Origin of the sequence: Brevibacillus sp. IT-7CA2, assembly GCF_949767855.1 — a bacterium.
Lineage (GTDB): Bacteria > Bacillota > Bacilli > Brevibacillales > Brevibacillaceae > Brevibacillus.
This window is the reverse complement of the sequence record NZ_CATKQT010000044.1, coordinates 104,822-125,450: the sequence shown is the minus strand read 5'-3', so window position 1 is coordinate 125,450 and position 20,629 is coordinate 104,822. Positions and strand designations below refer to the sequence as shown.

At 46.4% G+C, this 20,629-nt stretch carries 20 protein-coding genes; 7 read left to right on the top strand and 13 right to left on the bottom strand.

All coding sequences use genetic code 11. From position 1 onward, the window contains the following. Positions 1-15: 15 nt before the first annotated feature. Positions 16-921, bottom strand: coding sequence for a ubiquinol oxidase subunit II (gene cyoA / locus ACM6JA_RS20235; protein ID WP_414853768.1), 906 nt, complete (start codon positions 919-921; stop codon positions 16-18). Positions 922-1,181: 260 nt separating this feature from the next. Between cyoA and ACM6JA_RS20230 the strand changes: the two genes are divergently transcribed. From ACM6JA_RS20230 to ACM6JA_RS20220, 3 genes are read left to right on the top strand one after another with little or no spacing between them, the layout of a single operon-like run. After that, complete coding sequence (locus ACM6JA_RS20230; RefSeq protein ID WP_414853767.1) at positions 1,182-2,702, top strand: spore germination protein; 1,521 nt, start codon at positions 1,182-1,184, stop codon at positions 2,700-2,702. A 2-nt stretch (positions 2,703-2,704) separates the two neighbouring features. Continuing rightward, the gene (locus ACM6JA_RS20225) at positions 2,705-3,832 is read left to right on the top strand and encodes a Ger(x)C family spore germination protein (protein WP_414853766.1); all 1,128 of its coding nucleotides are present in this window, start codon (positions 2,705-2,707) and stop codon (positions 3,830-3,832) included. A gap of 3 nt (positions 3,833-3,835) precedes the next feature. Continuing rightward, the gene (locus ACM6JA_RS20220) at positions 3,836-4,930 is read left to right on the top strand and encodes a GerAB/ArcD/ProY family transporter (RefSeq protein ID WP_414853765.1); all 1,095 of its coding nucleotides are present in this window, start codon (positions 3,836-3,838) and stop codon (positions 4,928-4,930) included. Positions 4,931-4,972: 42 nt separating this feature from the next. Here the strand turns inward: ACM6JA_RS20220 and ACM6JA_RS20215 are convergent, their stop codons facing one another. Beyond that, positions 4,973-5,890, bottom strand: coding sequence for a pseudouridine-5'-phosphate glycosidase (locus tag ACM6JA_RS20215; protein WP_414853764.1), 918 nt, complete (start codon positions 5,888-5,890; stop codon positions 4,973-4,975). A 29-nt stretch (positions 5,891-5,919) separates the two neighbouring features. Continuing rightward, positions 5,920-7,377 carry an aminotransferase class I/II-fold pyridoxal phosphate-dependent enzyme gene (locus ACM6JA_RS20210; RefSeq protein ID WP_414853763.1) on the bottom strand — a complete coding sequence of 486 codons (1,458 nt, stop codon included), beginning with the start codon at positions 7,375-7,377 and terminating at the stop codon, positions 5,920-5,922. 229 nt (positions 7,378-7,606) lie between these two features. Between ACM6JA_RS20210 and hisC the strand changes: the two genes are divergently transcribed. Beyond that, positions 7,607-8,722 carry a histidinol-phosphate transaminase gene (gene hisC / locus ACM6JA_RS20205; protein ID WP_414853762.1) on the top strand — a complete coding sequence of 372 codons (1,116 nt, stop codon included), beginning with the start codon at positions 7,607-7,609 and terminating at the stop codon, positions 8,720-8,722. 190 nt (positions 8,723-8,912) lie between these two features. Continuing rightward, positions 8,913-10,208: an MFS transporter gene (locus tag ACM6JA_RS20200; protein ID WP_414853761.1), complete on the top strand. Its 1,296-nt coding sequence runs from the start codon at positions 8,913-8,915 to the stop codon at positions 10,206-10,208. A 75-nt stretch (positions 10,209-10,283) separates the two neighbouring features. On the opposite strand, the gene ACM6JA_RS20195 is transcribed toward ACM6JA_RS20200, so the two are convergent. Both ACM6JA_RS20195 and ACM6JA_RS20190 read right to left on the bottom strand, forming a co-directional pair. Further along, positions 10,284-10,466, bottom strand: a complete 183-nt coding sequence (locus ACM6JA_RS20195) for a hypothetical protein (RefSeq protein ID WP_007723975.1) — start codon at positions 10,464-10,466, stop codon at positions 10,284-10,286. Positions 10,467-10,478: 12 nt separating this feature from the next. Continuing rightward, entirely contained in the window at positions 10,479-11,309 is an 831-nt protein-coding gene (locus ACM6JA_RS20190) for a hypothetical protein (protein ID WP_007723977.1), read from the bottom strand. A gap of 504 nt (positions 11,310-11,813) precedes the next feature. Between ACM6JA_RS20190 and ACM6JA_RS20185 the strand changes: the two genes are divergently transcribed. Further along, positions 11,814-12,737: a hypothetical protein gene (locus ACM6JA_RS20185; protein WP_414853760.1), complete on the top strand. Its 924-nt coding sequence runs from the start codon at positions 11,814-11,816 to the stop codon at positions 12,735-12,737. A 41-nt stretch (positions 12,738-12,778) separates the two neighbouring features. On the opposite strand, the gene ACM6JA_RS20180 is transcribed toward ACM6JA_RS20185, so the two are convergent. Genes ACM6JA_RS20180 through ACM6JA_RS20170 form a run of 3 tightly spaced genes read right to left on the bottom strand, consistent with a single transcriptional unit; the run spans position 12,779 to position 13,861 of the window. Beyond that, positions 12,779-13,381 (bottom strand): DUF5050 domain-containing protein, encoded by a 603-nt coding sequence (locus ACM6JA_RS20180; RefSeq protein ID WP_414853759.1) that lies wholly within the window; start codon positions 13,379-13,381, stop codon positions 12,779-12,781. Further along, on the bottom strand, positions 13,381-13,521 hold the full coding sequence (locus ACM6JA_RS20175) for a hypothetical protein (protein ID WP_414853758.1): 141 nt from the start codon (positions 13,519-13,521) through the stop codon (positions 13,381-13,383). Before ACM6JA_RS20175 ends, ACM6JA_RS20180 begins: the two co-directional genes overlap by 1 nt. A 28-nt stretch (positions 13,522-13,549) precedes the next feature. After that, positions 13,550-13,861 carry a DUF5050 domain-containing protein gene (locus tag ACM6JA_RS20170; protein WP_414853757.1) on the bottom strand — a complete coding sequence of 104 codons (312 nt, stop codon included), beginning with the start codon at positions 13,859-13,861 and terminating at the stop codon, positions 13,550-13,552. Positions 13,862-14,187: 326 nt separating this feature from the next. Between ACM6JA_RS20170 and ACM6JA_RS20165 the strand changes: the two genes are divergently transcribed. Further along, positions 14,188-14,418 carry a hypothetical protein gene (locus tag ACM6JA_RS20165; protein WP_414853756.1) on the top strand — a complete coding sequence of 77 codons (231 nt, stop codon included), beginning with the start codon at positions 14,188-14,190 and terminating at the stop codon, positions 14,416-14,418. Between the two features lie 391 nt (positions 14,419-14,809). On the opposite strand, the gene ACM6JA_RS20160 is transcribed toward ACM6JA_RS20165, so the two are convergent. The 5 genes from ACM6JA_RS20160 to ACM6JA_RS20140 form a co-directional block, all read right to left on the bottom strand. Continuing rightward, positions 14,810-15,784, bottom strand: coding sequence for an ABC transporter ATP-binding protein (locus tag ACM6JA_RS20160; protein ID WP_173616899.1), 975 nt, complete (start codon positions 15,782-15,784; stop codon positions 14,810-14,812). Then, complete coding sequence (locus tag ACM6JA_RS20155) at positions 15,781-16,827, bottom strand: ABC transporter ATP-binding protein (protein WP_414853755.1); 1,047 nt, start codon at positions 16,825-16,827, stop codon at positions 15,781-15,783. Before ACM6JA_RS20155 ends, ACM6JA_RS20160 begins: the two co-directional genes overlap by 4 nt. Beyond that, the gene (locus tag ACM6JA_RS20150; protein WP_144619055.1) at positions 16,803-17,783 is read right to left on the bottom strand and encodes an ABC transporter permease; all 981 of its coding nucleotides are present in this window, start codon (positions 17,781-17,783) and stop codon (positions 16,803-16,805) included. The genes ACM6JA_RS20155 and ACM6JA_RS20150 overlap by 25 nt, the downstream gene beginning before the upstream one ends. Continuing rightward, positions 17,780-18,751 (bottom strand): ABC transporter permease, encoded by a 972-nt coding sequence (locus ACM6JA_RS20145; RefSeq protein ID WP_144619054.1) that lies wholly within the window; start codon positions 18,749-18,751, stop codon positions 17,780-17,782. The genes ACM6JA_RS20150 and ACM6JA_RS20145 overlap by 4 nt, the downstream gene beginning before the upstream one ends. 84 nt (positions 18,752-18,835) lie before the next feature. Beyond that, the gene (locus ACM6JA_RS20140) at positions 18,836-20,581 is read right to left on the bottom strand and encodes a peptide-binding protein (protein WP_414853754.1); all 1,746 of its coding nucleotides are present in this window, start codon (positions 20,579-20,581) and stop codon (positions 18,836-18,838) included. Positions 20,582-20,629 lie beyond the last annotated feature (48 nt).

Sequence of the window (20,629 nt, the reverse complement as noted above, 5' to 3'; positions counted from 1 at the left end):
TTCCATTTCAACCGACTATTCTTTCACCCGTGCTGGCGATTGCACTCTCGTAGATAAGCCGTGATTGTGTGAAGCAGCATACTTGGTCACAGTCATCTCGTACAATCCTTCAGGGAAAGCAGAGAAATAGCGCGCATCCGATGTTCCTTGTTTGGTCAGCTCTTTGTAACCATCCAGCGTCAGCTCAGGGGAAGTATTTTTCACCTGATTCACCCATTGATCAAAGTCTTCTTGGGAAGTCGCATTCGCAGTAAAGAACATCTTCGCAAATTCTTTTCCGGTAAAGTTCGCACCAGATCCCATGTACTCACCCTGCTCATCTGCTTGCAGGTAGAGAGTCATAGACATGCCGGACATGGCATAAATCTGACCGCCAAGCTGTGGAATCCAGAATGAATTCATCGGAGCGTCAGATGTCACTTCGAAGCGTACTGGCACATCCTCTGGGAACTGCACATAGTTCACAGTGGCAATGCCTTGTTCAGGATATTGGAACAGCCACTTCCAATCCAAATTCGTCACTTGAATCGTGATCGGTTTCTTCTCGGATTCCAACGGCTTGGATGGCTCCAACGAATACGTATACCGAACTGTCACGATCCCAATTAACGTAATAATGATGATGGGAATGCCCCACCAAATGATTTCCAGTTTCGTACTGTGTTCCCAATTAGGCGTGTACTTCGCCTTTCTTCCTTCTCTGTCACGGTATCGCCATACAATGACAAAAGTAAGAATTAGTACAGGAACAATCACAATTAACGTTAAAAGCGTGGATAAAATCATTAAGTCCTTTTGCTGTTCACCAATGGGTCCTTTCGGATCGAGCACGATATAGTTATCAGCGCAACCGGTCGTCAAGAACAGCAGGATGAACATGAACAAAAATGACATACAGCGTACTGTCTTGGACGTCTTCATGTCCTTGTCCTCATCTCCTATCACCATGCACAGGGTACTATTGAAACAAGTCTTACTCTAAAGCCGGACCAATAGAGTGTCACCAGCCAATGACAAAGTGGTTCAACCAGCCATGTTCACGAATCCGCTGCATTTTGGACACTTTTTGGACACAAAAAAGCCCTTCTCACGCAAGAAGGTCCTTATCTAGTCGAATGGAATTGGAAATCGATGGGTACCCTAAGATCACTTCCATCTCATTGCTGATTAGGTGAAGCTACGTGATCAAAAAGTTTCGGAGAAAGCTATCCATCCATCAAATCAAACAAAATCAGGAACCACAAGAAACTCCCCTACAGGAGGATCTTCAAGCAAATGTGACCACCGTTCGCAGTCATTTTGGGTTCACGAGTGATCTAGCCGTCCGAACCATTTGGCTTGGGACAAATCAGTCACACCAAGCATCTTTGCTGTTCTTAAAAGGCATGTCGAATCAAGACGTAATGGATCGGGATGTCATTAGACCGTTGATGAATACCATTGGCGATCTCAACGAGGGCATGATTGATCATATGATGAATGCTGTTCTGCATGTCTCGATGGCGTGGAAGGAAAGCACCCTTGAAAAAGTGCTCGAACAGCTTGCCCGCGGATATATCGTGCTTTTTATTCATAAGCAAGCACAATGCATTATTATCGGAGCCAAATCGCTTGGACAAAGAAGCGTGGAAGAGCCTTCCAAAGAAGCAGTCATTCGTGGGCCACGCGAAGGCTTTATTGAAACGATTGACACAAATCTCTCACTCATTCGGAAAAGATATCACAATCCCAATCTCCAAATTGAGACCTACTGGATCGGTACACAATCGAATACAAGGGTATGTCTCGCCTACGTCCGAGGAATTGTGAAGGAAGAATTGGTCGATGAGGTGAGAAAGCGCCTATCTGTCATAAAAATGAATGCCATCTTGGACTCCGGCTATATCGAGCAATGGATCGAAGACGAACCGTATTCTATTTTCCCAACCATCTTCAACAGTGAGAAGCCGGACATCCTGGTAGCCAAGATTTTGGAGGGGCGTGTCGCTATTTTAGTGGACGGCAGTCCAGTTGCCCTCATGGTACCAGCCACGTTTCAAGAGTTTTTTCAAAACCCGGAGGATTACTATTCCCGCCCTTTCTACGCCAGCTTTTTGCGCTTGCTTCGCTATGCAGCATTTTTTGTCTCAGCATTTCTCCCATCTCTTTATATATCTTTCGAAAATTTCCACAAGGACTTAGTCCCCCCCACGTTGTTGTTCAGTTTTATCAATGCCAGAGAAGGGGTTCCGTTCCCTTTGCCCATCGAGCTGCTTCTTATGGCGATCGTGTATGAATGGCTGCGTGAGGCTGGGGTCCGCATGCCTCGCCCCATCGGACAAGCTGTCAGCATCGTAGGAGCATTAGTCATTGGTGAGGCCGCCGTTAGTGCGGGATTAGTTGGGGCGCCGACCGTTATTGTCATTGCCGCGTCGGCCATCACTTCGTTTATTTTCCCAGCTATTTCTGATGTGGTAGTCATTCTGCGATTTGTCTCGATTTTTGCCGCCTCGGCGCTTGGATTGTACGGCAATTTTCTTGTCTTTTATCTGGTTGCTATTTATTTGTGCGATCTCCGTTCGTTTGGGATACCTTATCTTGCTCCTTTAGCTCCTTTGAAACTGCAAGATTGGAAGGACTTCTTTATTCGCCTTCCACTTTGGTTTATCAAACAAAGCTCTGGTGCTACCCCTTTCCCACTGAAGAAGCAAAAGGGAGAATGATCATGAAGACGCTAACCGCTGTGATAGGCTTGCTGACTGTCATTTTAGGGGGATGCTGGAATAACATCGAGCTCACTGAGACAAGATTTGTCACGGCAGTTGGAATCGACTTGAACGAGGAAGGCCGCTATGTCCTTACTGTGAACGTCATGAAGCCAAGCAGTGGAAAAACGGATGCAGGAGGCACGGCGGAAAAAAGCGCGATTATCCAATCGACAGGCTATACCATGTTTGATGCAGCCCGAAATATGATCGAGTACTCGGGGTACAAGCTTAGCTATCATCAAATGCAATACGTAGCGATTGGCACTGCCGCGGCCAAAAAGGATATCATCGGTCCCCTTGATTTATTTTTTCGCGACCAGGAATTATCCGGGCGTCACTGGGTCATTTATGTCGAAGGGAAAGCGGAATCTCTCCTGCACACAAAAGGAAATACGAACGACATCCAGCCGCTGCAAATCAACGAAAAAATGATAGCCAGTCGAGCCATTGGCAAATATCCACCCGTACGTTCACTCGACCTTATGCGCATGATGGCGAGTAAAGAGAAAATAGGCTATCTGCCGATCAGTCATCCAATCCAATCGAAGAAAGAAAGCCGCGAAGCTGGAGCTGTCATTATCAAAGGCGGAAAAGCGATCGCTTCGATCAATGAGACACAGGTGCGTGGATTACTGTGGACAACGGGGAAAATAAAAAGCACGCTTGTCATCGTTCCACTCAAGAAGCAGGGACAATACGCATCGATCGAGATTGTGGATTCCAAAACAAAAATCCGTCCCGTTCTCGAAAATAATCAGTTACATATCCAAGTGACTGTCCATCCACACGGATATATCGGAAGTCTCAATCATCCCATTCCAATGGACACCGAGACGTATAAATGGTTGCAGACAAAAATCAATCATGTCATTAGAGATGAAATCCATGAGGCTGTAACAGTAGCGAAGAAAAACAAGGCCGATATTTTTGGCTTTCATGAATATGTACATCGCGCGTATCCACAAGTGTGGAAAACCTGGGAAGAACAATGGCCCGCTCACTTTTCAGAACTAGACGTAAAAGTGAACGTTCAAAGCAAGCTCCTCTTAAATGGACTTCTGACAGAGCAACTTGGCGAAAAATAAGGAGTGGGATGGTTGGACGTCCGCACGATCTCAAGATTTCAGTGGGTCTCAATCCATGCATTAAGTCTCCCCATAATGGGACACGTCTCGCTAATCGAACCACTGATTCATACCGCTGGCAAAGACGGCTGGATATCTGCTTTGATCAGCATTCCCTTAGGCATTCTATTCGTCCTACTGTTGAGCATTCTGCGAAGGAAACTTCAAAGCACCTCGTTGCTGACGGGAACAGAAGAAAAAGCCGGTAGAGCACCAGCTGTCATTTTATGTGTGATCTTACTCGCCTATTTTCTGTTTGCTTCTGCTACGACGATGCGTGGTCTGGAGGAGTTCATCAAAATAACCTTTTTGCCGGAGACGCCTCTCTGGGCAATCGGAACGAGCTTCATCCTTCTTATTTGGTTCAGTCTGCAAAGAAACATCGAATCCATCGCCAGAATGGCCGTCATCTTTTTTTTGATGACGATGATAACAGGACCGATAGTTGGACTGACACTCATGCAAGAAAAAGATTATGCCCGCATTTTGCCGATCCTCGACAATGGCTGGGGACCTGCGCTGGAGGGCTCGCTTTACTATGTTGCCTTGTGGGGGGAATTGATCTTAGTCCTCCTGCTTCAGACAAAATGGGTCGGTGTGCGTCATGACTTCAATGGTTTCTCCTTTCTTGTGTTATTTAACGTCTTTTTGGGTGCCTCGATGCTAATGAGTGCCATTGCTGTATTTGGCCTCCCTCTCTCGGAAAAATTGGACTGGCCCGTGCAAAATACAGTCAGACAAATAAAATTGGGATTTATAAGCCGCGGAGACATTTATGGTTTATATACGATGACAGCAGGCTGTTTCATCCGAGTAGCGGTATTTTTATACGCCATCTGTGAATGTCTTGCCTTTCTCCTTTCCACCACTTACAAAAAACTGAGCTTGCCTGTCTGTTTGGTTACGCTTTTCCTGTCTTTACTCGTGTTTTCCAATCATCAACAACTCTTGCAAGCCATTCACTCCTATTACAAGTATGGATATGTGCTCCTGCTGCTGCCGATTTTTTTGCTGATCCTCTTCCGGATCAAAGGAGGAAAGGCGGTAGAGAATCCTTGAGTAAGCAAAAGAAAAAGGCCACCCCCAAGGCGGCCTTTCCTCCTATGATTCGCTACGGTTTAACGCAACGGCAATTTGTGCAGCGAGCATTGCATTATTTTTCACTAGGGCAATGTTCGCCTCCAGGCTTTTTCCGCCTGTTCGTTCTTTTACATTCGCTAACATGAATGGCGTTACTTGCTTGCCAGTGATTCCTTGGTTTTTCGCATCATGCATCGCTTGGAGAATAATCGCTTCGATTTCATCGTAAGGGATCGCATCCGCTTCGAGGATCGGATTGGCAATCACCGCTCCGCCCTTCAAGCCGAGTTTCCATTTGGCATCCAGCATCGCAGCTGCCTCTTCTGGCGTATCCATGCTTACAGACACATCGAATCCACTTTGGCGGGAGTAAAAAGCCGGGAACTCGGTTGTTTGATGGCCAACAACAGGTACTCCGAGCGTTTCCAGGTACTCCAGTGTTCTTCCGATATCCAAAATGGATTTGCAGCCCGCACATACGACTGCCACATTTGTCTCTGCCAGCTCCGTCAAATCAGCAGATACATCCCACGTCACTTCCCCTTCACGGTGAACACCGCCAATTCCACCTGTTGCAAACATGCGAATGCCTGCCAACTCAGCACCGATCATCGTCCCCGATACGGTTGCCGCTCCTATTTTTTTCGAGGCTAAAATATACGGGATGTCCCGGCGGCTAACCTTGGCCACATTTTTGTTTGTCGCGAATTCTTCCAGCTCACTCGCACTCAAACCAATCTTGATTTGCCCATCCATAAAACCAATCGTTGCCGGAACAGCACCATGATTGCGAATCATTTGCTCTACGTCGTTCGCCATTTCTACATTTTGCGGATAAGGCATTCCATGGGAGATAATCGTCGTTTCTAGTGCAACAATCGGTAATTGATGATCAAGTGCGTGTCTGACCTCGTCCGAAAAGCTGAGATATTGTTTCATAGAATTCTCCTCCAATGCCTGTTGTTTGGTTATTCCTTGATGACACGTATGGTTTGTAGCGTGGGGTCTTCAAAGCCTTGTACAGGTAAACCTGCCTCGATGTTTTTCTTCGTATAGATGAGGTTCTCTTCCGAAATGATCTCACCCGGGATAAAGATCGGAATACCTGGTGGATATACCATGACAAACTCCGCGATAATTCTTCCCACGGATTGTTCGACAGGAATCATCTCTGTCGATGCGTAAAATGCATCGCGCGGAGTGACAGCCAGTACCGGTATTTTGGGAAGCTGCATTTTTGGACGGCTTTTTCTGTTCCCTTGATCCTCGGACCCGGCAGCCAGCTCCTCCAAGGCATAGACAAGGATTTGCAAATCTTCTTTTGTATCACTCGGTGTGATAATACAAACGATGTTGTACAGGTCAGATAGCTCTACCTCAATGTTATAGCGATCACGAAGCCATTTTTCAGCTTCATATCCCGTAATGCCGAGGTCTTTTACTGAGATGACCAGCTTGGTCGGATCATGAGCAAACGCTCCATTTGTCCCGATAATTTCTCTCCCAATGCAGTACAGATTATTAATTTTATTGATTTGTGCTCGTGCTTCGTTTGCCAGCTGAATCGTTTGATCCAACAGAGTTTTCCCGGATGTAACCAACCGCTTTCTCGCCACATCGAGCGAAGCGAGCAGTAAATAAGAGGTGGATGTCGTAGTGAGCATGCTATAGATAGCTTGTACACGCTGAATCGAAACAAGATTTCCCTGAATGTTCAACAACGAACTCTGCGTCAGAGATCCTCCTAATTTATGCATACTGCTTGCTGCCATATCTGCACCAGCTTGCATCGCCGATAGTGGAAGCTTGGGATGGAAGTGCACATGTGAGCCATGCGCTTCATCAACGAGTACAGGCACTCCTCTGGCATGCGCAATTTGAACGATACTCTTCAAGTCACCGGCAATTCCGAAATAGGTTGGATTGATGACTAGAACTGCCTTTGCATCTGGATGCTGTTCCAATGCTTTTTCCACAGCTTGTGGTGTGATTCCATGTGAGATCCCGAAGACAGGGTCTATTTCTGGATGTAAAAAGACAGGGGTCGCACCCGATAAAACAATTCCGCTCATGATAGATTTGTGTACATTCCGTGGCACGATGATCTTATCGCCGGGATTACATACCGCCATAATCATGGTCATTATGACTCCGCTCGTACCTTGAACAGAAAATATGGTGTGATCAGCGCCAAAGGCTTCAGCAGCCAATTCCTGCGCTTGTTTGATAATTCCTTTTGGTTGATGCAAATCGTCTAATGGTTCAATGTTAATCAAATCGATGGAAAGTGCATTTTTTCCCATGAACCATCGAAATTCAGGATCCATCCCTTTCCCTTTCTTATGACCTGGTATATGGAATTGGATTGGATTCTTCTGGGCATGCTTTCTCAGCCCGTTAAAGAGCGGCGTTTGCCCTTGAATCAACATTTTTCCCACCTCACTATCCTTCCGTGTTGTTTGAATGAGTGATGTTTCTGGGCTGATTATAAGGTACGCGGCTCCTTCCTTCATGATCCAATCTTGACTTTTATGAACCATCCAATTTGTGTCCTTCCTCGTAATTGGTCTGTTCCATCTTTCGTGAATTGGCTGGTTACACTGCTGGAGATTTCACTTACAGTGTTGCTACCATGAAGTTTTGGAGGCCATATAGATGAAACAACTGCCCACGACACAATCGCGTAAAACATTAGAAAAGATACAATCCTATCAACCTGGAATGCCGATTTGGGAGATTAAAAAAATGTACGGACTCTCTCATATCATTAAATTAGCCTCAAATGAAAATCCACTCGGCCCATCCCCTAAAATCATCCGCGCCATTCTCGGTGCGCTCCCGGAGCTGCATCGTTACCCGGATGCTAATACAACGACGCTGAAAGAGCACTTGGCTGATCATCTTGAGTTAAGTCCGGAGCATTTAATCGTCACGAATGGCGGTGACGAACTGATCAAGCTCATTTCCGAAACCTATTTGGAGCCCGAGGACGAAATCGTCGTGCCTACGCCGACCTTTAGTGAATATGAATTCGGCGCACATCTCATGGGAGCAGTCATCAAAACGGTTCCGCTTGAGGCCGATTATGCATACAATGTTTCCGCTATTTTGGGAGCCATCACGAATCGAACAAAACTTGTCTACCTTTGTTCCCCAAACAACCCGACAGGCACCTATTTGTCTCGTCAGGACTTGACGGCATTGCTAGACCAACTGCCAGATGGGGTGCTTGTGGTACTCGACGCTGCTTACAGTCACTATGCAACGGCTGACGATTACACAACGGGAATTGAATTTGTCCGCCAAGGATACCCTGTTCTCGTCTTGCAAACCTTCTCGAAAATTTACGCGCTTGCCGGTATTCGCGTCGGATTCGGTGTCGCTCACCCTTCGGTGATCCAAAAAATCCTGAAAGTAAAAGAGCCGTTTAACGTCAATTCTTTGGCACAAACAGCCGCAATAACCGCCCTTGCTGACGTGGAGCATTTTGAAAAATCCCTCACAGAAAACACCAAGGGCCGCAAGCAGCTGTATGATGCATTCGATGAAATGAATATCCCTTATACCGTGAGTATGTCTAATTTTATCTTGGCAAAATTGGGGCCACATGCGGGTAGGATTTATCAAGAGCTGCTGGAAAGAGGCATCATTTTGCGGTACGGAGACACTTGGGGGTTACCGGAGCATATTCGAATCAGTGTAGGTACGCTGGAAGAAAATCAAATCCTCATACAAAACCTCCGTGAGCTATTGATTATCGTAGGAAAATGAACGAAAAACACCGGGTAGAAAATGTCCGGTGTTTTTGTATTCGAAAAGTGTTTTTTAAGCCGTATTATCCTTGTGTTAAACCGTCGTCAATACTATACTAAATGCAAATTCCCCAGTCATTTTCACCCAAATGGATGACTGAAATTTCATAACTTAACGAAAGCTCCCCTTACATAGAAAGGTGGTTCAGATGTTATTCAAACCTGAAGATTTACAAAGTTACATCGACTCCCCAGATAAACAGCAAAGACTATACAAGCGAACGCTCTGGATCGTTGTCATCTCACAAATTTTCGGCGGTGCAGGACTTGCGGCAGGTGTCACCGTAGGGGCTCTCCTCGCGCAGGATATGCTCGGTTCGGAAAGTCTCGCGGGCATCCCTTCCGCATTGCTCACGCTCGGCTCTGCTGTCGCTGCATTGCTGGTTGGTCGACTCTCTCAACGCTTTGGACGCCGTTTGGGTCTCGCTAGCGGCTTCTTAGCCGGAGGTATTGGAGCAATTGGGGTGGTTATCGCAGCCGTCGCAAACAGTGTTGTCCTTCTATTTGCTTCCTTAATTCTGTATGGGGCTGGCACCGCTACTAACCTGCAGGCCCGCTATGCAGGCACAGACTTGGCAAAGCCTAAACAACGAGCGACTGCTGTAAGTATTGCCATGGTCTCCACTACATTCGGGGCCGTTGCAGGACCAAACCTGGTGGAAGTCATGGGACGATTCGCTACATCCATCGGTGTCCCCGCACTGGCCGGTCCTTTTATCTTGGGTGCCGCAGCCTTTATCCTCGCTGGTCTCGTATTTTGGATATTGCTTCGACCAGACCCGTTCATCGTTTCGAAAGCAATCGCCGAAGCACAACAGGTGGATCAGAGCACGCCGTCCTGTCTAAATGAGAATCAGCTTGCAAGCAACAACCGTGGAATCATCGTGGGAGCCACCGTCATGATTTTGACGCAGATCGTCATGGTTGCTATTATGACGATGACGCCTGTACATATGAAGCACCACGGACATGGTCTCTCTGAAGTAGGCATCGTCATCGGTTTTCATATCGGTGCGATGTACCTCCCCTCGCTCTTGACGGGTGTACTCGTTGACAAGATCGGTCGCTCCACAATGGCATATGCTTCAGGTGTCATACTGCTTGCAGCCAGCATAACTGCTGCTTTCGCGCCAGCCGATTCGATGCCGCTACTCATCACCGCTCTTGTGCTGCTCGGACTGGGCTGGAATTTCGGATTAATTAGCGGCACAGCGCTCATCGTGGATGCAACGCAGCCCGCCACTCGTGCGAAAATGCAGGGAACGGTTGATGTATTGATTGCCTTGGCTGGTGCATCCGGTGGAGCCCTGTCTGGTATGGTCGTTGCCAATGCCAGCTACGCAACACTTTCACTTGCCGGAGGCGCTTTATCACTCTTGCTGGTCCCTGTCCTGATATGGTCCCACAGGAAGAGCAAACACAATGTAGAGATCTCCCAAAACTAAAGCCACCCTCATCAGGTGGCTTTTCCTCTATCCCAAGTACCTCGAAACAAAAAATAACACTGCTCACAGGCAGTGTCATTTTCCTCCAACCACTTTATTATCATGTCGCTCATTCGGACTATGCTCATCTACAATCTGTTTTAAGCTAGCGAAGCCAGGAGTAAATTTGCTGTTGGGAATCTTCTTCTTAGAAGAGAGATTTTTCGAGTAAACAGCAGTTTCGTTGCCTCTTTTCGCGAAGAACTCAGCTAATTTCATCGTATCCCACTCCTAACTAGCTCTCTTTAAGGTTTTGACCTTATTCACAAACTTGGTAACAAATCCTAATAATAACATATACGTAGTCAACCGCTCGAACTCCTGCATATTTTCGGGAGTAAATGTGTCATTCTTGTAAACTGCGACCGCGAATCCAAGCCTGAACTTACCGAAATTTTTTACAATTGCAAATTGTTCAATATCCGTGTTTTGAATACGTCCCTTTACTTGTTTATCGGCAATTCTGCAATCCTCTTGAAGCATGGAAGACAGTAGTAGCGTACGTACTGTGTCAAAATCTTTCAACTCGGTTAAGTAGAACACTTCAAACTGCTTGTCATTATTCGTAGGTACGATCCAATAACAGCATAGCTCGTCCGGTTTCAATCCATAAATCGTCTTTACTTCCATTTCAAATGCCTTCATAAACATGATCGCATTCGCATTAATAATAGCAGTTGATTGACCACTGCCATCCAAGCTGTAAATCGCATTGGCCAATTCTTTCTCACAATATTTCACTTCCATCTGAAACTCGATTTCGTTCCCTCTAATCTTGTTGCAAATGAACAAGACGATGAATACCATTCCTGCCAAAATAGCAGAATACAAGATAGACAAGCCTAGAACAGAGGCTAATGAAGCTAGTTTGTTTTCCTCATTTGGCGGCGCTAGGATAAACAGCCATTCGATCGGTTGAAACATCCACTTATGTATGACTGCTATCAAATCTGGCAGCAAACCTTTTAAAATTTCAAATATGAGCCATGAGACCAGAACGAACAAGATGCCAAGAACAGAAAAAACAATTTTCACATGGCTCTGCACGAGTTTCTTTAGCACCTGTAAACCTCTCCTTCTGGTAAGATTTTACATTATTTTAACATTATATTGAGATTCTACAAATAGGAAAAAACTACCTACATTTAGGTAGTTTTTTAGGCGTTTCTATCGTAATCGTACTGACTTTTTGATTACCTATGTACTGTATCGTCTGCTGTACAATCTTGCTGTTTTCTTCAATTCTCTTCAATGGTTTAAATGAACTCAACAATTGCACGTTCCCCCTATCGGTATACTAGGTGTAATTCGTAACGTAAAGCTCCCTTATTGGTCTGCCCATTTTTCACCGCTATCAAACACGAAATGCTCATCTTGACCTTCATCCGTCTTGGTAATACCCCTTACCTTATGCCGTTTTGATTTTGTTTAGACCCTCTTCTGGGTGCTGCTTTTCCACTGTTAGTGACGGTTTTGTTACAGACAATGTTGCTCCCATTGGCACAATTGACTTCCTCAATCCTTGCCATAATAAAGGATAATCCGAACGAAAAGGAGTTAGTCAGAATGAATTCAGTGATATCGAAGAATGGAACCATTCTTTCCTATATCATTGCCATAACGCTTATCTTGCTCATGGTAGCGGCTTCCGTCATACTCGATGATCCCGAAGTTATTCTACCAGAAATTGCAGCAATGGCGATTGGCATATGGGTATACCGAGAACCGGGATGGATCAGACAGCCCTCTAAAATTTTTGTGGCTCCGTCGATTACGGCTGCAATCGGATTTGCGATAAATCAAGTAGACTTGCCGTACCTTGGAAAAGTCAGCATCACACTCGTACTCATGATGCTCTTTTTACGAATCATCCAATCGAATTTTGGACCATCCCTTGCCACTGGCTTATTACCTCTGGTCACAAATGCAGTTGAATGGTCTTTTATGATCTCCGTCGTCATGCTTTCCTTCATCATCATGCTTGGCGTTCTCGCCTTCAAATGGAATGACGGTCTTGAGAAAAAAGTGAAGATACCGTATCAGTATATGCTCGTGTTCCTGATTTTGATATTCGTGTGGATTGGTTTATGTTGGATAGCTGGTTACCCACAAATGGCCGTTATTCCGCCCATTCTCGTCGTTGTATATGAATCGCTTCACAAGCCGATGTTCAACGGCAAGATGGCCTTCAAGCTCGGACTGGTGTTAACCATATCGGCAACAGTCGGTACATTGCTCTACTTTGCAATTGATTCGTGGGTGATTGTCACGCTCCTAGACATGCTTTTGATGCTTGTTTTATTACGCATCGTCGGCATGCGTGTCCCAGCTGCATACGCTTTTCCACTTCTTCCTTTTGTCTTTCCGGACGAAATGGTAGTCATGCTGCCCGTGAGTGCGCTCATCGCTTCTATATTCATGTTTGGCTCCGTGCTCATGTACAAGAAGTGGGAGAGAAAAAGAAGTCAGCTTCATGCCCCGAGGAATTAGCCATAACAATAGAGCCACCCGTCTTGGGGTGGCTCTTATCCTTACTTCGCCTTTGGGGTTACCTTTTCCACTTTGTTTTCGCCCATTTTCACTTTGAATACATCTTTTTTATCATGATCGGAAGCTTGATAATCGTAAAAAAAGATGAAATCTCCCCCGATGTTTATCGATTGACTGGAAATGCTACCTAATGGATACAGTGGGGTTGTCTTGCCGTCCGTCATATTCATTCTGCCTACCGTATGTGCGTCCTTTATTTCTGAGATGTAGTATAGATACTTCCCAGCGACGATGATCGGATTTTCTGCTGGAGGCAACCCTTTCTTCACGAGAGCGGTCTTCCCATCCTTTAGTCCGATTTTATAAACATCGACGACGCCTTTATCGTTTACCCATTTTGTGTAGTAAATGAAATCTCCAGACAGACCGACAAGGGTCAGTTCTTTGTCTTTGCTTACTACCTTATTCTGCGTTCCATTCCGCTTCATTTTGTATAGTTGACCACTCTTATTGGTGTAAAAAATCCAATCCTGATAGAAATAAACTTCCTCATACTGATCAAGCAGCTTCTTTTGATTTTTACCGTTCGTGTCCATCCTGTACAAAGGACCATAACCATCTGCGTAGCAGATGATATCTCCCACTACGTACAATCTATATACGTTATTGCGATCCCCTTCCGCAAGGCTTCACTTTTGATGACTGTTTTCGAACTGCCGTCTGTCTTGATTTTCATGAGCTCCGTCACATCTTCATACGTATCATTGATATCGAAATGGGGCATCTCAAGCTGATAGATTTCTTTCCTAGGCTTATTGCGCGTATAGTAAATCCAAGTCCCCTACCACATTCAGATTATCGGCCCAATCACTGCCCAACTTTTGAAGAGAGCTTCCATCCTTCTTGATTTTGTATAAGCCATCGTTGTTATAAAAAATCCACTCGCCTTGAACGGTGACAAAGCTTCGACCTGAATTGATATTGACAGGATCGCTGCCCATAACATTTATCACTGGCTTTTTCGTTGGTGCAGTCGCCATTGTTTGTTGATTACCAAAGCCAAGAACCACAATCAGACATAATGTCATCGCAATGGTGATCATCCATTTCCCTTTATGTTGCACCACGCATCTCTCCCGTTCATAGCCTAATATAGCCACAGCCAAGATATCCCCCATTCCGATACAATCCGACAACACTGATTTATATATATCAAAACAAACCCACTTTTTCTAGATATATATGTAATTTTTGGGAAAATTATATATCAAACTTATAGAAACAATGGAACTAGCTCTATTTATGATTTCCAGGAGGGAGAACCGTGTCACAAGCAAATTTGCCGAATATTACTCCAGCCATAACACTCACCCGTGACGACGCGATTAATATGCTATTGTCCTCTATTTAGAAGAGCTGCCAACTGACCAATAGTGCGCATGTCTATAATTTGACTACGATTATAACAACCGTTGCTAATCAGCTTGTCGCCCTCAGTAATAACGGCGTCATAACGGGAACCGATATTACCCATGTTGCAGGCTCACCTGATATCTTACTGGCAGGCGGCCATACTTACTTTGTCACTCATTCTGTCAATATGACGAACAACACACCTCCTGCCATGTTTCTCACACTGAATGGAGCTCCTGTTCAGCTCTGGATATACGATTATTGCTGAAACACCCCTAGCCTCTACCTATTCCGCTATCATAACGACTCCTGTCGGGGCACCCAGTGTCCTTAACCTCGTGGCGACAATCATCGGAACAGTCTTTTTTGCAGAACCATTCCCTCCCCAAACAGCCAATGTCAGTATTACCGTTATCGAGTTATTTTGAGAATAGAAGAAGCCACCCATGATGGGTGGCTCAGGCTGTCGAGAAACCCCCAGTCTGGATTTCTCGGATTAAGATAAAAAATTTTGACCTTCTAGATTCGCTTCTAAGGCGTTTTACGAAGGTGGGGAGACATATTTGTACCCCCTAAACTGGCACAGAAAGTCCCCTTTTTTGCGAAAGGGGACTTTCTCAACACTCTGAGCCACCCATGATGGGTGGCTCTTTCTCTCTCTATGCTAAAGGGAAATGACACGCGACCTGCCGATCCTGCCCAACCTCAATCAGCTCAGGAATCTCCTTGCTGCATCTCTCCTGCGCCATTGGACAACGAGGATGAAAACGACAACCTGACGGCGGATTGGCCGGAGATGGTACATCCCCTTGCAGGACGATCCGCTCTTGTCGCCGATGCGGAGTAGGCTTCGGAATCGCCGACAACAATGCCGCCGTATACGGATGCAGTGGCTGTGCAAACAAGTCATCCGTTCGTGCAATCTCCACCATTTTCCCCAAGTACATCACGCCTACCCGATCAGAAATATGGCGTACCACATTCAGGCCATGCGCGATAAATAGATAGGTCAGCCCCATCTCTTTTTGTAATTTCATCATCAGGTTCAAAACCTGTGACTGTACGGACACATCCAGCGCAGAAACAGCTTCATCCGCCACAATAAACCGTGGCGAGAGTGCAATCGACCGCGCAATACCGATCCGTTGCCGCTGTCCGCCGGAAAACTCATGCGGATACCGATTTCGTCTCGAAGGATCGAGTCCCACCAGACTCATCAGCTCGACTACCCGCTCATCCATTTCCTTTGCAGATGCACGTAGATGAACCCGTAACGGCTCTCCAATAATATCGCTTACCAAAAATCGTGGATTCAATGAACCAAACGGGTCTTGAAAGATAATCTGCATATCCCGTCTCAGCTTCAAATTCTCTTGTCTATTCACCTGATGGATATTGGTTCCGTCAAACAGCACTTCTCCGCTCGTCGCCCCTTGCAAATTCAGTACAACACGCCCCAGCGTCGACTTCCCGCAACCGGATTCTCCTACGAGCCCGAATGTCTCCCCTGGCCGAATTCCGAAAGATACATCATCTACGGCTTTTACTTGACCGATGACACGGCTCAACAAGCCAGCCTTAATCGGAAAATACTTTTTGATTTGTTTTGCTTCGATCAAATATTCCTGGTTCATTGGCGGTTCACCTCTGCTTTGCTTCCAGCGACTGAATTGGCACGCTGATTTATTCTGAATTGATTGCTGACATCTTCATTCAACCAGCAAGCCACTTGTTGTCCCATAACAACCTCGCGCAAAATAGGTTCCTCTTTTCGGCATTTGTCAATCGCATGCGGACAACGCGGGTGAAAACGGCAGCCCGTCGGCAATTGGGTAATGCTCGGGATGGTGCCTTGGATGGTGTACAATTCTTTGCCGCGCTCCCCTTCAAATCCGGGAATGGACTGCAGCAAGCCAATTGTGTAAGGATGCCGGGGCTCGTCAAATATCCGTTCGACCGTTCCTTCCTCCACAATCGTTCCTGCATACATCACCGCGATACGATCCGCCATCTCTGCTGCTACCCCCATGTCATGGGTGATCAGCAAAATTGACATGCCCAATTCCTTTTGTAGCCGTCTGAGCAAATCCAAAATTTGCGCCTGAACCGTTACATCAAGAGCAGTCGTTGGCTCGTCTGCTATCAGCATTTCCGGTTTGCAGGCCAAGGCCATCGCGATGACAACACGTTGGCACATCCCACCAGACATTTCGTGCGGGTACTGTTTCACTCGTACTTCCGGCGCTGGGATCCCAACCAGACGAAGCATCTCGATCGCTTTTTTGAACGCATCTATCTGGTTCATATTTTGATGCAGCATCAAGCTCTCCGCAATTTGATCGCCTACCGTAAACACCGGATTGAGAGCCGACATTGGGTCTTGGAAAATCATCGCGATTTTGTTTCCGCGAATGTGCATCATTTCATCCAAGTTCTTTGCCGCCAGATCCTGACCGTGAAACATGACGTTCCCACTCTGAATAAATCCGCCTGCATAATCAATCAGTCGCATGACCGCAAGTGACGTCACACTCTTTCCACTGCCGGATTCCCCTACCAAGCACACCGTCTGTCCTTTGCCAACGTTGATGCTCACTCGATCCGTGGCCTTGACCGTGCCGTCATCCGTAAAGAAGCAAGTGGTCAAATTTTTTATTTCGAGGATGTTGCGTTCCACTTGTTCAGCCTCCTTTTCGGGTTCTTCTTTTTCTTCCGTGGGTCGAATGCATCGCGGATGCCGTCTCCGACGAAGTTAACCGCTAGCACCACGAGCAAAATACAAAGACCAGGATAAAGTGCTTGCAATGGATCGACCAGCATGAATTCCTGTGCCTTGCTCAGCATTAATCCCCAGCTTGTTTCAGGCGGTTGAATCCCCAAACCTAAATAAGAGAGACCTGACTCTGACAGAATGGCCGAACCAACCATGAGAGTCGCGTACACAATGATGGGAGCCATTGCATTGCGTATCAGGTGACGCGTTATAATGCCCCAGTGCGAAACGCCGATCGCTCTCGCTGCTTCTACATACTGCATTTCTCGTAGCTGTAGGAACTGCCCGCGCACCAGACGTGCCACACTTGTCCAACTCGTCAGCGACAAAATCAGGATCATGTAGATAAATTCCGCTCCGAAGAGAGCCAGAACCAGAATGTTAAAGAATAGACTTGGAATGGAGTTCATCACGTCAACGAGACGCATGAAGCAGGTATCAATCCAGCCGCCGAAATAACCAGAAATCGCTCCAATCAGCGTACCAATGACAACCGCAGCAAAAGCAACGCTGAAGCCGACCAGCATGGACACCCGGCTGCTATGAATGAGGCGGGACAAGATATCACGACCGAGCTCGTCTGTTCCGAGCACATGCCCTTCTGTTCCAGGAGGCAGATTGGTAATCATAAAATCAACCTTTGCCGGATCATGCGGTGCAACCCAATCGGCAAACACAGCAATCCCAATAAAAAACAACAGTACGATCAGCCCACCAACAGCATATGGATTTCGCATAAACTTTTTGCCCGCTGTTGCAAAGAGACCAGGAGGTTTTTGACCAACAGGATTCGTCGGTAATTGTCCACTTGGTCTATTTGGTTCGACCACAGTGTCGTCTTGAAGCTGCACTTGACTCATGCTGCCTTGCCTCCTTTTCGTCCAAGCTGTACGCGAGGATCAACTAGTGCGTAGATTAAATCTGCCAACAGATTTCCGATAATCACCATAAGCGAAATTAGCAACGTGATCGACATCAACACAGAATACTCACGCGCTACAGCCATTTCCACAAACAGCCGCCCCATGCCTGGCCAGTTAAATACACTCTCTGTCAATGCTGCACCTGCTACCAGAGTCGGCAAATCCAATCCGATGATCGTCACAACAGGAATCAGTGCGTTCCGCAGAGCATGGCGGAAAATAACGCGTCTTTCCTTCATCCCTTTGGCACGTGCCGTCCGAATATAGTCCTGCTCCAAAACCTCCAGCATACTGGCGCGCGTATATTTGACATAGGCTGCGATGTTCACCAGTGTTAACACCGTAACAGGTAGAATCAAGTGCAAAATGAGGTCACTTACTTGTCCCTCTTTCCCCATCGTGTACATGTCAGATAGTGGGAGCAGATTCAGCTGCATCGCGAAATACTGCTGTAGCATAATCCCAAACCAGAAGGTCGGCATCGCGAATCCCAGATAGGCAACGATGGAGGCGATCTGGTCAGATAGACCGTATTGTTTTGTGCTGTTGTAGATCCCCCACGGAATAGCGATCAGCATGGAAAGCCCCCACGCTACAGACATGAGCACAAACGTATTCCAAACCGTCGGCCACAAAATATCCCCAACAGGAACATTGTTTTTAAAGGTGTGGCCTAAATCGCCTTGCAGCAAATTACCGACCCATTTCATGTATTGGATATAGACTGGCTGATCCAACCCCATATTTTTCATTTGGATGAGCTGTGCCTCAGGAGACATTCCCGGTGAGAGCATGACTTTTAGCGGTCCCCCGGGTGCTGCATGCATGAGTCCGAACGAAACCACTGTGATCAAAAATAAAACAAGCACGGCTTGTAGTACGCGGCGTACTAAATATTCAGTCAATCAGCATCCTCCTTTCGTTTGAAAGGGGAAGGGACATAGGCTGCCCTTCCCCCTTTTCATTTTGCTAACCGCTACCAGCCGAGCTTATTTTTTGGTATCGTCGATCCACCAATTCAGGAAACCAAAGGTCTCCCCATATGGAATCATGGATACTGGTTTAAACTCATCCTTATATTTGACGCGAGAAGTCATGCCTCGTGGCGTTCCGTACTGATACATGAATACGTATGGCAGGTTCGTCGAGATTTCTTTTCCGACTTCCTTATAGATCGCTGCGCGCTCCTCTTGTTTAACCGTGGATACAGCTTTTTCCCAGAGCGCATCCAGCTTCGGATTGTCGTACCAGCCAGCGTTGTTGCCAGGCGGGAATGCCTTTTTCCCGAAAGTAGAAATGCCATCCGGATCTGGATCAGACAATTGCCATCCGAGTAACAGAACCTGGAATTTACCAGGGTTGGCATACTGATCGACAAGAGCCGAGAAGTCTAATGCTTTTGGCTTCGCTTCAATTCCGATCTCTTTCAGGTTTTGCTGAATAACGACTGCTGCCTGTTCACGACGACTGTTCCCCGAGTTGAAAATGAATTCAAAGGAGAACCGATTGCCGTCTTTGGCAAGGATTCCATCTGCCCCAGCTACCCATCCGTCTTCTTTCAGCAATTGTTTTGCTTTCTCTGCACTATATTCGTAATGGACTGCTGCATCGCCCGGGTCTGCCCATGTACCTGGCAGGAACGGTGCATCCATAATTTTTCCGGTTCCTTTCAAGATATTGTCGATAATACCTTGACGATTGATTGCGTGGGCAATGGCCTGACGCGTTTTTTGACCTTCAAACAACCCGTAGTTGTTCGGGAAGTTCTTCTTGTCGAAGTTGAAGGCAAAGTATTCATAGCTAGGACCTGGCTCCGTCGAGATGTTGATCGTTCCTTTCGCCTTCACCGCTTCGAGCTGCGTGACAGGAATGGAATCTACCAAGTCAACATCACCTTTCATCAGAGCCTGTACTTGTGTGTTTTGATCCGCATAGATTTTGTACACAACCTTTTGGATATGCGGCTTCTTTTCGCCCCAGTAATCTGGGTTAGCATCTAGCACATGGAATTCCTTTTGTTTCCACTCCGACCATTTGAATGGTCCGGAAGTTGGCGTCTTGGCTGGATCTTTTCCGTAAGAATGTGCTTGCAAATCTTTAAACGGTACGTCTTTCAACACGTGGGCTGGTGCCAACTTTTGCATTAATCCAAAAGCAAACGGCGCGTACAATTGAGCCAATTTGATTTCTACGGTGTAATCATCCAGTTTTTTCATCTCTTTAACTTTGTCGTATTTCGTAATTTCTGGTGATCCAGTCTCAGGAGTTTTGATGGCATTAATGGTATAAATCAAGTCGTCTGCCGTGATTGGCGTTCCATCCGACCATTTCGCATTATCCTTCATCTTGATTGTATAGGTGAGGCCATCTTCGCTTATTTTCGGCAGCTCAGCTGCAAGGGACCAAGGGTAAACCGCTAAATCAAATGACGGGTTCCGATTGTACAAATACGCCTGGGTGTACTCCATAACGTCGCCGGACGCTGTGTCGTTTCCAAAAATCGGATTGATCGTGACGATGTCAGACGTCGTAGAATGCGTGAACGTTCCACCGTCTACTGGCTTCTCATCATCCGTACTGGTCGCCTGAGGAGCCACCTGCTCCACCGTTTTTTTTGTTGGTGCTGGTGTTGCAGTTCCTGGCGAAGCATTGTTCACGCTTGAGCAACCGACCAACAGTGCCCCGGTTAACGAGAGCAACGCCAACGGCTTCAACCAACCTTTCCCTTTTTTCAAATCAATTCCCCCTCTTCCACATGTTTTTCAAGCCTTTTCCATAATGGG